Annotated in this window: 15 protein-coding genes; all 15 read left to right on the forward strand. The window is 70.2% G+C overall.

All coding sequences use genetic code 11. From position 1 onward, the window contains the following. The coding region (locus tag GXW71_RS27690; RefSeq protein ID WP_456315997.1) for a hypothetical protein at positions 1-198 on the forward strand (198 nt) is incomplete at its 5' end. Positions 199-286: 88 nt separating this feature from the next. Continuing rightward, positions 287-1,954, forward strand: coding sequence for a ShlB/FhaC/HecB family hemolysin secretion/activation protein (locus tag GXW71_RS27695; protein WP_211855949.1), 1,668 nt, complete (start codon positions 287-289; stop codon positions 1,952-1,954). 80 nt (positions 1,955-2,034) lie between these two features. Beyond that, on the forward strand, positions 2,035-2,745 hold the full coding sequence (locus tag GXW71_RS27700) for a response regulator transcription factor (RefSeq protein ID WP_211855950.1): 711 nt from the start codon (positions 2,035-2,037) through the stop codon (positions 2,743-2,745). A 215-nt stretch (positions 2,746-2,960) separates the two neighbouring features. After that, positions 2,961-4,433 (forward strand): sensor histidine kinase, encoded by a 1,473-nt coding sequence (locus tag GXW71_RS27705; protein ID WP_211855951.1) that lies wholly within the window; start codon positions 2,961-2,963, stop codon positions 4,431-4,433. 22 nt (positions 4,434-4,455) lie between these two features. Next, the gene (cpaB, locus tag GXW71_RS27710; protein WP_211855952.1) at positions 4,456-5,322 is read left to right on the forward strand and encodes a Flp pilus assembly protein CpaB; all 867 of its coding nucleotides are present in this window, start codon (positions 4,456-4,458) and stop codon (positions 5,320-5,322) included. After that, a complete protein-coding gene (locus GXW71_RS27715; protein WP_211855953.1) occupies positions 5,322-6,647 on the forward strand; it encodes a type II and III secretion system protein family protein in 1,326 nt (441 codons plus the stop codon). Before cpaB ends, GXW71_RS27715 begins: the two co-directional genes overlap by 1 nt. Further along, on the forward strand, positions 6,644-7,858 hold the full coding sequence (locus GXW71_RS27720; protein ID WP_211855954.1) for an AAA family ATPase: 1,215 nt from the start codon (positions 6,644-6,646) through the stop codon (positions 7,856-7,858). Before GXW71_RS27715 ends, GXW71_RS27720 begins: the two co-directional genes overlap by 4 nt. Then, on the forward strand, positions 7,855-9,144 hold the full coding sequence (locus GXW71_RS27725; protein ID WP_211855955.1) for a CpaF family protein: 1,290 nt from the start codon (positions 7,855-7,857) through the stop codon (positions 9,142-9,144). Before GXW71_RS27720 ends, GXW71_RS27725 begins: the two co-directional genes overlap by 4 nt. After that, a complete protein-coding gene (locus tag GXW71_RS27730) occupies positions 9,141-10,034 on the forward strand; it encodes a type II secretion system F family protein (protein WP_211855956.1) in 894 nt (297 codons plus the stop codon). The genes GXW71_RS27725 and GXW71_RS27730 overlap by 4 nt, the downstream gene beginning before the upstream one ends. A gap of 2 nt (positions 10,035-10,036) precedes the next feature. Continuing rightward, on the forward strand, positions 10,037-10,954 hold the full coding sequence (locus tag GXW71_RS27735; RefSeq protein WP_211855957.1) for a type II secretion system F family protein: 918 nt from the start codon (positions 10,037-10,039) through the stop codon (positions 10,952-10,954). A 2-nt stretch (positions 10,955-10,956) separates the two neighbouring features. Then, the gene (locus GXW71_RS27740) at positions 10,957-11,634 is read left to right on the forward strand and encodes a tetratricopeptide repeat protein (protein ID WP_211855958.1); all 678 of its coding nucleotides are present in this window, start codon (positions 10,957-10,959) and stop codon (positions 11,632-11,634) included. Further along, entirely contained in the window at positions 11,631-11,933 is a 303-nt protein-coding gene (locus GXW71_RS27745) for a hypothetical protein (protein ID WP_211855959.1), read from the forward strand. Before GXW71_RS27740 ends, GXW71_RS27745 begins: the two co-directional genes overlap by 4 nt. Position 11,934: 1 nt before the next feature. After that, positions 11,935-13,653 (forward strand): TadG family pilus assembly protein, encoded by a 1,719-nt coding sequence (locus tag GXW71_RS27750; protein WP_211855960.1) that lies wholly within the window; start codon positions 11,935-11,937, stop codon positions 13,651-13,653. A gap of 79 nt (positions 13,654-13,732) precedes the next feature. After that, positions 13,733-13,918, forward strand: a complete 186-nt coding sequence (locus GXW71_RS27755) for a Flp family type IVb pilin (protein ID WP_246526946.1) — start codon at positions 13,733-13,735, stop codon at positions 13,916-13,918. 50 nt (positions 13,919-13,968) lie between these two features. Next, positions 13,969-14,349, forward strand: coding sequence for a TadE/TadG family type IV pilus assembly protein (locus GXW71_RS27760; RefSeq protein WP_211855961.1), 381 nt, complete (start codon positions 13,969-13,971; stop codon positions 14,347-14,349). Positions 14,350-14,409 lie beyond the last annotated feature (60 nt).

Genomic DNA, 14,409 nt, shown 5'->3' on the forward strand with positions numbered 1-14,409 from the left:
GGCGCGACGCCCGCCGCACCTCCGGCGGCGGCGCCTGCCGCGCCGGTGACGGGCCTGGTCGGCGGGGTCCTGGGTACGGTCGGCACTGTGCTCAACGGCGTGACCGGCGCCGCTGCCGGCGGCGCTCCGGCAGGTGGCGCGAACCGCGGCGGGCTCCTCGCCCCGGCGACCGGCCTGCTCGGAGGGCTTGCGCGCTAGCGCCTTCTTGATCGTAATGGATGTATCAATGGCGGAACGTATCAACTAATCAGCGTTCCGCCTCTCAACCCCCGGGCGAATTTTCACCATGACCATTTTCTCAGCACCCGGTCGCCCCGCCGCCATGGCCCTCGGTGCATGGCTCGCCGCGGGGGCCGGGGCGGCCCTGGCCCAGCCGAGCCCGATCCTGGGCGACCGCGGGCGGCTGGAGACGGCGACCCCGCCGGAAACCCCCCGTTCCGCGCCGGTGCCCCAGTCCGCCCCGATAGCGCCGACCGCCGGCGGCATGACGATCACCCCCCGCGAGGTCGCGGTCGCCGGGCCGGACAGGATCGGTGCCGAGGCGACGGCCGAGGCCCGGGCCGCCCTGATCGGGCGCGAGATCGGCCAGGCCGATATCCTCAGGGTCGCCGAAGCCATCCGCGCAGCCTATGCGGCCGCCGGCTATGCGCTGATCACCGTCACCCTCGACGCCTTCGATCCGGCCTCCGGCCTGCTCCGCTACGGCGTGAAGCTCGGCTTCGTAGACGAGGTGCGGATCGAGGGCGACACGGATGGGGCCAATGTCGACAGGCTCAGGAACTATGCCGCCCGCATCGTCGTCGACCGGCCGCTGCGCCAGAGCACCCTGGAGCGCTACATCCTGCTCTCCAACGACCTCGCCGGGCGCCGCGTCGGCAGCCGGTTCGAGCCGCTGCCCGGCCGCATCGACGCGGTCCGCCTGGTGCTGTCGCTGGAGCGGGCGCCGCCGCAGATCGGGCTCAGCATCAACAATCTCGGCGGCGGCGCGCTCGACCGGGTGCAGGCCGGGGTCAGCTTCACCTCGACCAGCCTGCTCACGGAAGGCGACCGCGCCCGGATCGCCTATGGCTTCCCGCCGGACTTCCGGCGCTACTCCTACCTCACCGGCTCCTACACCCTGCCGATCGGCTATGACGGGCTGACCTTGACCGGCAGCATCGGCCATCTCATCACCCGGCCGACCCGGACCAATGCGCTCGAGGGCACGGCGACGGTCGCAAGCCTGCAGCTCGCCTATCCCTGGATCCGCAGCCAGGCGCACAACCTCAACTTCGCGCTCAGCCTCGACGTCTTCGAGAGCGACCAGGCGCTGCTCGGCCAGCTCAACTCGAGCGAAGGCACCCGCGTGCTGCGGGCGGCCGCGATCTATGCCCACACCCCGACCGATGGCAGCAGCAGCAGCGTGCTGCGTGGCGTGGCGAGCCAGGGCCTGGACGTGCTCGGCGCCCGCCAGGACATCGCCTTCGCCTATGGCGACCCGAACTTCACCAAGTTCAGCTTCCTGGCCGCCCACAATCGCAGCTTCTTCGACAATGCCCTGGTGCTGCGGATGCGGATGCTCGGCCAGATCGCCTCCGACCGGCTGCCTGCCTCGGAGTTGTTCACCTATGGCGGTGCCGATCTCGGTCGGGCATTCGATCCCGGTACGCTCGCCGGCGACGCGGGCATTGGCGGTGCCGTACAACTCGCAGTACCGCTCGCCTTCATGACTGCACTTCCTTTGGTGACGTACAGCGAAATCTACGCTTTCATCGACGGAGCCCAGGTTTGGCGACGTTACGCAGGGTTCCGAGACTTTCGGGACCGTGCTGCTTCAGCCGGCGGCGGAGTCGGCTTCCGGATTGGAGAATTGGGCAACTTGAATCTCGAACTGGCCCGCCAGGTGATGGAGCCTCGTTACACGCCCACCAGTGGCGGCTGGCGCTTTGTCATGAGCTTTACGCGGAGTTTCTGACCATGATACTGGATACACAGCCCTGGGTTGTGAAGAAGATGCAGCTTGGGGTTGTGGATGGAGCGACCGGAAGGGACATCATGAGCGACGACGCGATGCCGCAAGAGCCGCAGAAGGTCCTGATGGTGGAGGACGACCTGGAGCTTGCGGATGCGACCGGCCTCGTGCTGCGGCGCTTCGGCTTCGAGGTCCATCACGCCGGGACCTGGGCACATGCGCTGGTGCTGTTGGGCGAGGTCCGGCCGGATGCCATCCTGCTCGACCAGCATGTGGGCCCGGTGGACACGGTGGCGCGGCTGGCGGAGCTGCGCTCCCTGACTTCGGTGCCGATCCTGGTCGTCACCGCGAACGAGAGCGAGACCGATCGGGTCCTGGGCCTTGAGTTCGGCGCCGATGATTTCGTGGTGAAGCCGGTTTCGGGGCGTGAGCTGGTGGCGCGGATCCGCGCCAATCTCCGCAAGTCGCCACCGCCCGAACTGCGGCCGCGCGAGCAATGGCAATACGAGGCCCAGAGCGGACGGCTGCAGGCGCCGGATGGGCGGCAGATCCTGCTGACCAGCGCCGAGGCCCGCATGCTGGAGGCACTCATCAACTCCCAGGGGCGGCCGGTGCCGCGCGACGAGCTCGTGAATGCCGTCTACGGGCGCGACTGGGCTGTGGGCGAACGGGTGGTCGACAACGTCATCTTCGGTCTGCGGCGCAAGCTGGGGTTGCGGCCCGATGACGGCGTCATCCGGTCGATCCGCAATGTCGGCTATTCCTTCACGGGCTTCCCGATCGCACAGCGGTGACGGTGCCATACTGCATTGCAGCATTGTCGGCAGGAAACAGATGGATAGTTGTAATAAGAGGCCCATATTTTATGCATACTACTTAGATTTAAGCTTTTGTTTGTAATTTAGAGATTGTTGAGAATTTTCGGTTGATATCGAAACATCCCATCGTCTATGGAATGACGTGGAGGTCAGTCGGCAAACAGTAAAGGCTTGTCGCGAGGAGCAAAATTTTGAACTACCGGCAGCTATCCGAACATTCTTCAGAGCCCTCCGACCGGCAGCCGGCGCCTCGCCATATTTTGCCGATCACCTCCAGCCCTGGTGTTGTGTTACACGATGATGGAGGGCTGAAGGCGCGCGTTGTCGGATCAGCGGCAGTTTCTCTCGCGCTTATTGTATTCACGACAATGATCCCGGCCTGGGCCTCGCCGCCGCGCTGGGGGCACGCGTTGCTCATCGGTGTCGGACTGCTGCCGATACTGCTCGCCGGCCATTGGATATTTGCAGCACTTCGGGCGGCGCGCGGCGCCACCTCAGCCGCCGACATGGCCCGGGTGGATGCCGGGCGTGCGCGGCTGGTGGCGGAAGGCCTGCTCGGGGAGCTGCCGGGTGCCGCCTATCGCGGCGACCTGCTGGCCGACGGCACCTTCGTCTGCGGCTTCCGGACCGCGGGCGCCGAGCGCCTGACCGGCTTCTCGCCGATGGAACTGGCGGCACCCGGGGCCTGGCAATCGCGCATCGCGCCGGCCTCCCGCCAGGACTATGCGGCGTTCCTGGGTGCGCTGTTCGCCGATGGCGAGGCCCAGGTCGAATACGCCTTCATCCGTGCCGATGGGCGGGAGGGCTGGTTTCTGGACCGTGCGCGAATCGTCGGCCAGGCCGGACGCGGCTGCGTGCTGGTCGCCGGCCAGGTGCTGGACGTGACGCGTGAGCGCGCGCTGGCGGCGCAATCCGCCCAGGCGGCCAAGCTCGCGACGCTCGGCGAGATGTCGGCGTCGCTGGCGCATGAGCTGGCGCAGCCGCTGTCGGTGATGCTGTTCTCCGCCGAGACGGCACGCGATGCGCTGGAGGAGCAGGACAGCGAGGCGGCCGCGCTGGCACGCGACCAGCTCGATCGCATCATGCGCCAGATCGGCCGGACGCGCACGATCGCCACCCATCTGCGCGATTTCGGCCGCAGCGATCCGGGGCCGGAGGAGGCGGTGGACCTGGCCGCGGCGCTGGACGGCGCCATGGTGCTCGCCGGGCCGGCGCTGGCGCGGGCGGGCGTCGTGGTCGATGCCGCATTGCCGGCAACGCTGCCGAAGCTGCGCGGCCAGAGGCTGATGATCGAACAGATCCTGGTCAACCTGATGCTCAATGCCCGCGATGCGATGCGCGAGACGCCCGAGGGCCGGCGGCGGCTGGAGATCGAAGCGCAACCCCGGGACGGACAGGTCGAACTCCGGGTGCGCGATACCGGCAGCGGCCTGCCGCCAGGCGCGGGGGCGCGGATCTTCGAGCCCTTCTTCACCACCAAGCCGCTGGGGCAGGGGACCGGCCTCGGCCTGTCGATCTGCCACGGCATCATGCGCCGGTCCGGCGGCAGCATCCGGGCGGAAAATGCCGACCCGGGCGCCGTCATGATCCTCAACTTCCAGAAGGCGCCGGTCGTCGGGTCGCAGGGCCCGCTGGGGGCACTCCCCATCGCCAACGCCTCATGAACCGTCGCGAAGGTCCGCAGCCATGTTCCGCCCCGTCAATCTGAACCTTCCACTGCTCGCCGGCCTGGGGCTGCTCGGGGTGGGGATCGTCTTCGCGCTCCGGCAGGCACCGGAGGCGCCGCGCCCTGCCCCGGCGCCACTGACGGGCCTGGCGCCGGCGGCGCCGGCGGCCGGGCTGGAGCGCGTGGTCGTGGTGGCGCAGCAGGAGATCCCGCGTGGCGCCGTGGTGCAGCCGCAGATGCTCGCCATGCTGCGGGTGGAGCGGGTGCCGGATGGCGGCATCGCCACCGATGCGGGGGCAGTCATCGGGCGCGTGGCGGTGGAGCGCATCCCGGCCGGGCAGATGCTCTCGGCCGGGCTGCTGTCGGCGAGCCCCGCGGGGGCCGGGCTTGCCGTGCTGGTGCCGGCGGGCATGCGCGCGATGACGCTGCGCGTGGCCGAGGATACCGGCATCGCCGGGCTGGTGCGGCCGGGCGACATGGTCGACCTGCTGATCGCGACCCGGGACGATCAGGGGGGCGGCCCGGCGCGCGCGCAGGTGCCCGACCTCGCGCGGGTCGTGGCCGAAGGCGTCAAGGTGCTGGCGATCGGCGAGCAACTGGAGCAGGAGCCGCAGCAGCCCAATGCGCCGCGCCAGGCATCGGTGCGGCCGGTGACCTTCGCCGTCACGCCGGAGCAGTCCCTGCTCATCGGCCTGACCCGCGCGGATGGCGGCTATCTGCTGGCGCTGCGCAACCCGGAGGACCAGGCGAGCGCGCATCCGGGGCGCGCCACCCGCGCGCAGCTCCTGGCCGCACCGCTGCCGGAGGCGACGCCCGAGCCCGCCGCGCCGCCGCCGCCGCGGCAGCCGATCGAGATCATCCGCGGCATGCAGCGGAGCGCCCGTTGATGCGTGTGATCATGACCCTGCTGCTGGCTGCGCTGCTCGGATTGCCGGCGGATGCGCATGCTCAGGCGGGGGCGATCGGCCTCGGCGTCGGTGCCCAGCAGGTGCTGGATGTGGGGGCGGACGTCACGCGGGTGGCGGTGGGCGATCCCACGGTCGCGGATATCGGCATGGTGGGCGACCGGCAGCTCCGCATCGTCGGCACCGGGCCGGGCGCCACCGACGTGGTCATCTGGCGGGGCGAGCGGCAGCAGCGGATCCGCGTCTCCGTGGCGGGCGATCCGGCCGGGGCGCGGGCGCTGACCGCGGGCGATCCCACGCTCCGCGGCACCCGCGTCGGCGCCGAGGGCGGCCGCGTCGTGGTGCGGGGCGACGTGCCGAGCCTGGAGGCGCAGCAGCGGCTGCTCGAGGCGGCGCGCCCGCGGCAGGGGGACATGGTGGACCTCACCCGCATCCGCGGCGACCAGGTGGTGGCGGTGGAGGTGAAATTCGCCGCCGTCTCCTCCCGCCGGCTGCGCGCGATTGGCTTCGACTTCAGCGCGCTCGGCGGCAGCCTGCAGGTCAGCAGCATCTCGCCATCGAGCCCGACCGCGGGGCTGGCCGGCGCCGGCGCGCTTTCCGGCGTGACCGCACCGATCGCGACTGCCTTCAACCTGCTGGTCGGGCAGCGTGCGCCGAACCAGATCCAGACCGCGCTGTCGCTGCTGACCTCGACCGATTTCGCGCAGGTGCTGGCCGAGCCGGTGCTGCTGGTGCGCTCCGGCGAGCGGGCCAGTTTCCTCGCCGGCGGCGAGGTGCCGATCCCGGTGCCGCAGGGCGGCCTCAGCAACACCATCACGATCGAGTACCGCCCCTTCGGCGTCCGGCTCGAGGTCTCGCCGGTGGTGCTGTCGCCCGAGCGGATCCTGCTGCGCGTGGCACCCGAGGTGAGCGAGCTCGACTTCAGCAACGCCCTCAGCATCCAGGGCTACACGGTGCCCGCCTTCCGCAAGCGTTCCACCAGCACGACGGTGGAGCTCGGCAGCGGGCAGAGCTTCATGCTGGCGGGGCTGACCTCCGTCACCAACGGCAACCTCGAGCAGCGGATCCCCGGCATCGGGCAGTTGCCGATCATCGGTGCGCTGTTCTCCCGCGTGCAGGCGCAGCGTGACGCCCAGGAGCTGGTGATCATCGCAACCCCGCGGCTGGTGCGGCCGATGTCGCAGCCGCAGGCGGAGCAGGCGTTGCGGCCGTTGCGCCAACAGGCGCCGCTGCCGAGCGTCGGCGACATCATCCTGCAGCGCAACACGGCGGCCGAAGCCTCTGCGCGCTTCGGATTGCTGCCATGACCGTGATGATGATGACATCCCCCGGCAACAACCTGCCCGTCGCCCTGGCCCTGACCGAGGATCGCGCCCTCGGCGACCGGCTCTCGGTAGCGCTCGCCGGCCTCGCGGAGGTGCAGCGCGTCCGGCCGGGTGATCCCGCGCTGGTGGAGACGCTGCACGCTGTCCGGCCCGACCTGGTGATGGTCGATGGCGACGCCGAGGACGAGGTGGTGACGGAGCTCGTGGCCGCCAGCCGCCGCGCGCAGCCGACCGCCGCGATCGTCGTGCTGGGCGACGAGACCGAGAGCGGGCTGCTGCTGGCCGCCATGCGCGCCGGCGCCCAGGACGTGCTGCCGCGCAGCGCCGCCGAGCCGACCTTGCGGCGCGGCCTGCGGGACCGGCTGCAGCGGACGCTGCGCAGCGGCGGGCCGGAGCGGCGCGCTGAATGCATGGCGCTGATCGGTGGCCATACCGGCGATCCCGTGCACGAGATCGCCCTGGCGCTGGCCGTGCGCGTCGCCGAGGAGGGCGGCCGCAAGCCACTGCTGGTCGAGCTGTCCTCGCGCGCCGCGGACGCGCCGCTCAGCCTCGGCGCCGAATGCGCCTATGGCGTGGTCGAGGCGATGACCGATGTCGATCGCCTGGATGCGGCCCTGCTGGAAGGGGCGGTGACGCGGCACGCGGCGACCGGCCTCGCGGTGCTGCCGCTGCTCGACCCGCGCGACGCCGCGCGGCTGGATGCCGGGGACCTGCGCAGCCTGGTGGCCGCGCTGGCCGCGGTCTACGACCCCGTCATCATCAATCTCGGCGGCGAGCCGGTGCCGCTGATGCTGACGGCGCTGGCACCGCAGGTGCGGAGCTGGTGCCTCGTCGCCACCCAGACCATCACCTCCTCGCGTGGTGCGGCACGGTCGCTGCGGCTGCTCGGCGATGCCGGCGTCGTGGTGAAGGAACGCGTGGTGCTCGCGGTCGCCGAGCATGACAGCCGGGTGATGCTGACGCCGATCGCGATCTGCGGGGCGCTCGGCCTCGCCTCGGTGGTGTCGCTGCCGGACAACCGGGTGGCGTTCCGCAATGCACTCAACCGGGGCCGGCTGCTGATCCGCGCCCTCGGGCCGCGCAGCTTCACCGATTCGCTCGACCTGCTCTCCTCCCGCCTACTCGGCACCGGGGATGCGGCCGCGGCGCCGGGCTGGCGGCGGGCACTGTCCCGCATCGGGATCGGCCCATGAGAACCCCGCTTCCCGTCCCGGGCGCGGGCCGGCGCAGCGCCCATCTCACCGATGCCTGGCAGGCGGTGCAGGCGCGCGCCTTCCGCGCCGTGCTCGACCGGCTGGACGCGCGCGGCGTGGTGGCCGAGCGCGCCCAGCGCACGGAGCTGCGGGAGGATGCCAATGCCGCGGTCGGCATCGCGCTGGAGGGCTCCGATCTCGCGCTCAACGGCTTCGAGCGTGGGCAGATGGTGGAAGCCCTGCTCGACGAGATCATCGGGCTCGGCCCGCTGGAGCCGCTGCTCGCCGATCCGACCGTCGAGGACGTCATCGTCAACGGCCCGACGCGCATCTATGTGGAGCGTGCGGGCAAGTTGCAGCGCATGCCGCTGCGCTTCCGCGACGACGCGCATCTGATGGCGACCATCCAGCGCATCGTGGGGCCGCTGGGCCGCCGGGTGGATGAGGCCAACCCCTGCTGCGACGCGCGGCTGACGGATGGATCGCGGGTGAACATCGTGGTGCCGCCGGTGGCGCTGGACGGGCCGGCGCTCTCGATCCGCAAGCAGCGCCGCGTCGCGCTAACCGCGAACGACCTGGTGCGCGGCGGCTCTGCCCCGCGCGAGGTGATCGACTATCTGGCGCTCGCGGTGCGCTCGAAGTTCAACACCCTGGTGATCGGCGGCACCGGCTCGGGCAAGACCACGCTGCTGAACATCCTCTCCGGCTATATCGACGAGGCCGAGCGCCTGGTCACCATCGAGGACGCGGCCGAGCTGCAGCTCCACCAGGAGCATGTGGTGCGGCTGGAGACCCGGCCGGCGGGGCCCGATGGCAGCAGCGCGGTGACGGCGCGCGAGCTGATGCGCAACGCGCTGCGGATGCGCCCCGACCGCATCGTGCTGGGCGAGGTGCGCGGCGCCGAGGCGGTCGAGATGCTGCAAGCGATGAGCACCGGGCATGACGGCTCGATCTCGACCTTGCACGCCAACAGCCCGCGCGACGCGCTGGCGCGGCTCGAGATGCTGCTCGCCTTTTCCGGCCTGCCCTTCGAGCCGCGGGCGCTCCGGCGCTTTATCGCCTCCTCGATCAACATGATCGTGGAGGTGTCGCGCGGCGGCGATGGCCGCCGCCGTATCGTGCATATCGCGGAGCTCTGCGGCGTCGAGGGCGAGACCTACCGGCTGCACGATGTCTGGAAGCAGGATGCCGAGGCGCCGACCTTGCGCGCCGCCGCCACGGCGCCGCTGCGGTCGATGCTGCGGGCGGGCGCGCGGCGCCAGATGATGGATGCGGAGGGCGCATGAACCTGCCGCTGATCCTGCTGACCCTGGCCGCGGGCATGCTGCTGGTGCTGGTGGCGGCGCTGCGCAGCCGCGCATCGCGCCAGGCGGAGCAGCATCTGCGGAGCCTGGTGGCCGGGCGGGAGAACGAGGCCGCGCCTGGGCCGCGCACGCTGCGGCTGCCGGTTCCCCTCACGTTGCTGCTGTTCCGCGCGGGGCTCGATCCGCGCCGGCTCGGTATCGCGCTCGGCGTCATGCTGGTGGTCTGTGCGCTGCTCGGGGCGGTGGCGCTCGGGCCCTGGCGCGCGGCGGTGCTGGCCTTGCTGGCTTGCGGCGGCACGGCGTTCTTCGTGCATCGGCGCATGGTGAGCCGGCTCGCCGCGCTGGAGGCGGAGCTGCCGGCCTTCCTCGACCGGATGCGCCAGCACATCGAAATCGGCGCCTCGGTGGAGCAGGCGATCCGGCGCTCGGCGCTCGCCAGCGGGCCGCGGCTGCGGGAAGCGATGGAGCCGCTGCATAGGCGCATCGCCAATGGCGAGACCGTGCCGGAGGCGCTGGAATGGCTGGCGAAGCGGGAAGGGGGACTGGCGCTGCCGGTCTTCGCGACCGCCGTCGCCGCTTCCCTGCGCTACGGCGGTCGGCTGGCCGGCACCCTCGCCAATATCTCCCGGACCCTGCGGCAGCGGTCGCGCATGGAGCGGGAGCTGCGCGCCAGCACCGCTGAGACCCGCGCCAGCGCGCTGGTGCTGACCGCGCTGCCATTGCTGGTGGCGGCGGGGCTGATGCTGCTAACGCCCGGCCATTTCGATTACTTCACCGATCCAGAGCGCGGGGCGCGTTCGGGGATGCTGGCGCTCGGGCTCTATCTGACGGGCGTCGTGCTGGTGCGGCGTCTGGCGAAGCCACGGTTTTGATCATGATAGACCCGCTCGCCCTCATCCTGATCTTTGCTGGCGCGGCGCTGCTCTGCGGCACCGGTATCGCCAGATTGCAGGCAGAGCGCGGATTGCGCGACCGGCTGAGCGGGGCGGTGCAGCGAACCGGCTTGGCCGCGCCGAGCCTGGCCGCGGCGAGCGGGGCGCGATTCTGGCTGTTCGGCCTGAGCGTGGCCATCGGGCGCCGAGTGCTGGGTGGTGCCCGGGCGCGAGATGTGCTGAGCGGTGATCTCCGGCGCGCTGGCGTGCAGTTCGCCGGAGCCGCAGAGGCTTTCGCCGCGTTCCGCCTGCTGGTGGCAATTGTCGCCGGCACTTTGGCGGCGCTGTTCCTGGGTGGAGAGAACGCCATCGCGGCTGCCTTGGTCGGTGCCTTGGCCGGCGCTTTCGCCGCCACCCGCGGCCTGCGCGGGCTGGCGGCACGGCGGGAGCAAGCGATCCGCAGGGAACTGCCGGTGACACTCGATCTGCTTGGCCTGGCGCTGGAGGGTGGCGCCGGCATCGAGCAGGCGCTGCGTTTCCTGGCGCAGCCGGGGCGGCTGCCTTCGAAGGTAGTGATCGGACCGCTGCGGATGCTGGTCGCGGACCTGGACCATGGCGTGCCCCATGACCTGGCGCTGGAGCGCCTCGGCGAGCGACTGGCCATCGAGCCGGCACTGCTCTTCGTGGAAGTGCTGCGCCAGTCGCTGCGGCACGGCACGGATGTCGTACCCGCGCTGAAGACATTGGCGGAGGATCTGATCGAGCGGCGTATCCAGGACGCGCGAGCATCGATCGGGCGTATTGCCACGACGATGACCGTGATCATGGTGACCTGCTTCCTGCCTGCCTTGATAATCCTGATTGCGGCGCCGGCGGTCGGCGACGTGACCGCGATGCTGCGGAGCGCGGCCGGACGATGACGATGATCCGATCTGTCCTTCTGGCATTGCTGCTCGGCTTCGGGGGATGCACCGAAGGCGGCGACCTCGGCAGCCTCTTCGGCAGCAGCCTGGCATCGGACAACCGCGGCTCCGACAGCGAACGGGATCTCTATCTCGACGTCATCGCCGGGCTGAACCAGCGCGGCCTCTATCACGCATCGCTGGCGCATCTCGACGAGTATACCCGCCGGCACCGCGCGACCGAGCGCAGCCAGTTGCTGCGCGCCGACGCCCTGGCCTCGGTCGGGCAGCGGGAGGAGGCGACGCGGCTCTATCGGGAATTGCTGGCCGGCGGCAGCGCCGCGGCGGCGCAGAACGGGCTCGGGCGCGTGGCGGCGCTGTCGGGGGATTGGCCGGGGGCGGCGACATCCTTCCAGGAGGCGGTCGCCCGCGATCCCACCAATGTCCGCTACCTCAACAATCTCGGCTACGCCTATCTGCGCGCCGGCGACGCGCGCCAGGCGGAGTTCCGGCTGCGCCAGGCGGAGGAACTGGAGCCGCAGAACATCGAGGTCGGCAACAACCTGACCCTGCTGTTCCTGACCGACAATCGCCGCCAGGAAGGCGAGGCGCGGCTGGCCCGGATCGCCGACCCCAACGCCCGCCAGGCGATCCGCCGCCAGGCGCAGACGATCGCGCAAGGAGCACCGCGCTCATGAAGATGCTGATCGCCTCCGCTCTGATCGCATTGCCGGGCCTGGCCTGGTCGCAGGACACGGACAGCGTCGTGCGCCGCGTGATCGACATGCAACTCATGACCAGGGACACCCAGCCGCCGGGACCAGGCGTGCCGGGCAGCGAGGCATCGCGGCTGCTGGGCCGTGCGCAGGGGCAGGCGGGCCAGACCCCGGGCGGGGCAGTGGCTCCCTTCGGAATGGCGCCTGCCTCCTCCGGGGCCACACCAGCTTCCTCCGGCTCGCCGTTCAGCGCGCCGGCCAGCGGGATAGGTGGGCGATGACATGACCCCGCGCCGCCGCCGGACCGGCTTGTGGCGAGAGCGTCGCGGCGCGGCCGCGATCATCGTTGCCCTGGCATTCATGGTCCTGGCGGGGGCGACCGCGCTGGCGACGGATGCGAGCCTGCTGCAATGGCAGCGGCGCCGGCTGCAGGCGGCCGTGGATGCGGCCGCGCTATCGGCGGTGCGCACACCGGCGGAGCGGCAGGCGCAGCGGGCGACGGAGGCGTTGACCGCGAACGGCTTCCCTACGGCCTCGATCACCACGCAGGCTGGGATCTATACGGCCGATCCTGGCCTGGCGGTCTCCGGGCGTTTCGTTGCCGGCGGCTCCAGCCTCAACGCCGCACCGGCCGTCCAGGTGCAGGCGACAACGAATTCGCCGGTGACCCTGATGCGCCTCTTCGGCGGCGGCGCGACGACGCCGGTCGCGGCCAGGGCGATCGCGGCGCACCAGCCGATGGGCGCCTTCACCATCGGCTCCGGGCTGCTGGCGGTGAACACCGGTGATTCGACCTCACTGAACCAGTTGCTCGGCGGCCTGCTCGGGACAGGGGTATCGCTCAACGCCGTCGACTACAACGCGCTGCTCGCTGCCGATGTCAACGCCTTCTCTTTCCTGGACAGGCTCGCGATCGCCACCAACCTGACCGCGGGCAACTACGCTTCCCTGCTGCAATCGGTGGTCGGCGTCGGCACCCTGCTCGGGGCCGCGGCGAATGCGCTGTCGCCGAATACGGCGCAGGTGGCGGCCCGCAATGTGCTGCTGACCCTCGCCGCCAACGTGGGGGATAACCGCACGCTCCGCCTCGGTGACCTGCTGGCGCTCGGCGGGCATGCCAGCCAGACGATCGGGAGTCTCGGCGACGATGCCAGCTACACCACGCTCGGGATCAGCGCCTTCGAATTGCTGCAGGCTGCGGCGGCGGTCGGCGGGCGGAACCAAGTCGTGCAATTGGGGACGCTGCTGAACCTGCCCCTCGTCGCGCAGGTCACCGCATCCCTCACGCTGATCGAGCCACCGGCGGCGTCCGGGCCGGTGGCGGCGGACGGGCATGTGGCGCTGGGGCCGGTCGGCGTGCGTGCGCACACCTCGCAGCTTCGGCTGACGCTGGATGTCCGGTTGCTCGGCGTCGATCTTACCGTTGCAGCATCGGAAATCCACCTGCCGATCATAATCGAGGTCGCCGCGGCGACCGGGACGCTCAGCGGCATCACCTGCGGGGCTGTGCCGCAGGCCGATACCCTCATGAGGGTGGCGGTCGATACCGGCGCGACGGCGATAGGGCTGGGAAGCGGTAGCGCCTCGGCACCGCAGTTTGCCAACATCGTCACTGTATCGATCTTTGGCCTATCGATCGGAATAGAAGGGCGCGCTCAGGCCAATGTCGGCCAGGGAGCCGGTACACTGGAATTTACTGCCGCCCAAATAGACGCCGGAATGGCGCAGAGAGTCAGCGCCACTGATGCAAATGGCCGAATCCTCGGGAATCTTTTGGGAAACCTGGAGCTGAGGGCTGGATCAGGTACGGCAGGGCTTCAGTCGGTTCTGAACACTGTGAACCTTGTTGTTATTCCTATACTACGCTTGGCGATCAGCAACGTGCTAGGTTTATTGGATCCTGTCATTATAGGATTGTTAAACGCGCTTGGTATTACTGTAGGGTATGCAGATGTGCGACCCGATGCGGTGCGCTGTGGTGTGGTCGCACTGGTCCGATAGAGCGAAAGCCCATGCCGTGCCCGGGCGGCATGGGGAGAGAGGCTAAGCCCGGCGAGACGCCATGTGAGGAGTACGAACGATGATTGGCAGGTTCCTGTCGAAGATGCTGAGCCTTCGCGGCGATCGGCGCGGTGCTTCGGCGATTGAATACGGCCTGATCGCGGCAGGAATTGCGCTTGCCATTGCAGCCTCGATCCCCGGAATCAGGACAAGCCTTCAGACCATCTTTACGAACATCGCGACCACACTCGCGGGCGTCGATTGATGTCCGCGACGGGCCGAACGCGATATCGGCCTCGCGCGGGTTCGGTCGCGGTGGAGTTCGCCTTCATCGCGCCGGTCCTGATCCTGCTGTTGCTGGGCATCCTCGCCTTCGGCTTCCAGTTGGCGGCGAACATCGCGGCGACGCAGGCAGCCAGCGAGGGTGCCCGGGCAGCGGCGGCGGGCCTGACGAACGCCGAGCGCCAGACCTTCGCGCGCAACGCCGCGCTCGCCGTGCTCAGCAGCTATGGCGGGCTCGCGGCACCACCGCGAGGAACGGTGCCGACGCCCGTCGTGAACACCGAGACGGTCACGGTGACTGTCAACATCAGCCTTGCCGGATATGGCATCAGCGCTTTGCCGTTGGTTGGCAGCGTCCTGCCATTGCCGACCACCGCGACTGCCACCGTCACCACGCGCATCGGCTCCTTCTGACGCGCGTGCCGCGCCTTCCCAGGATGTGCGAAGCCCGGCAGGCTTCCGGCGCGCAACAGG

It is taken from the genome of Plastoroseomonas hellenica (assembly GCF_018129085.1).
GTDB classification, from domain to species: Bacteria; Pseudomonadota; Alphaproteobacteria; order Acetobacterales; family Acetobacteraceae; genus Plastoroseomonas; species Plastoroseomonas hellenica.

Excerpts from the sequence above, each read along its gene's own strand:
- GXW71_RS27715 (WP_211855953.1), top strand. The coding sequence starts at position 5,322 with ATGCGTGTGATCATGACCCTGCTGCTGGCTGCGCTGCTCGGATTGCCG.
- GXW71_RS27740 (WP_211855958.1), top strand. The coding sequence starts at position 10,957 with ATGATCCGATCTGTCCTTCTGGCATTGCTGCTCGGCTTCGGGGGATGC.
- cpaB (WP_211855952.1), top strand. The coding sequence starts at position 4,456 with ATGTTCCGCCCCGTCAATCTGAACCTTCCACTGCTCGCCGGCCTGGGG.
- GXW71_RS27695 (WP_211855949.1), top strand. The coding sequence starts at position 287 with ATGACCATTTTCTCAGCACCCGGTCGCCCCGCCGCCATGGCCCTCGGT.
- GXW71_RS27750 (WP_211855960.1), top strand. The coding sequence starts at position 11,935 with ATGACCCCGCGCCGCCGCCGGACCGGCTTGTGGCGAGAGCGTCGCGGC.
- GXW71_RS27700 (WP_211855950.1), top strand. The coding sequence starts at position 2,035 with ATGAGCGACGACGCGATGCCGCAAGAGCCGCAGAAGGTCCTGATGGTG.
- GXW71_RS27735 (WP_211855957.1), top strand. The coding sequence starts at position 10,037 with ATGATAGACCCGCTCGCCCTCATCCTGATCTTTGCTGGCGCGGCGCTG.
- GXW71_RS27730 (WP_211855956.1), top strand. The coding sequence starts at position 9,141 with ATGAACCTGCCGCTGATCCTGCTGACCCTGGCCGCGGGCATGCTGCTG.
- GXW71_RS27720 (WP_211855954.1), top strand. The coding sequence starts at position 6,644 with ATGACCGTGATGATGATGACATCCCCCGGCAACAACCTGCCCGTCGCC.
- GXW71_RS27755 (WP_246526946.1), top strand. The coding sequence starts at position 13,733 with ATGATTGGCAGGTTCCTGTCGAAGATGCTGAGCCTTCGCGGCGATCGG.
- GXW71_RS27745 (WP_211855959.1), top strand. The coding sequence starts at position 11,631 with ATGAAGATGCTGATCGCCTCCGCTCTGATCGCATTGCCGGGCCTGGCC.
- GXW71_RS27725 (WP_211855955.1), top strand. The coding sequence starts at position 7,855 with ATGAGAACCCCGCTTCCCGTCCCGGGCGCGGGCCGGCGCAGCGCCCAT.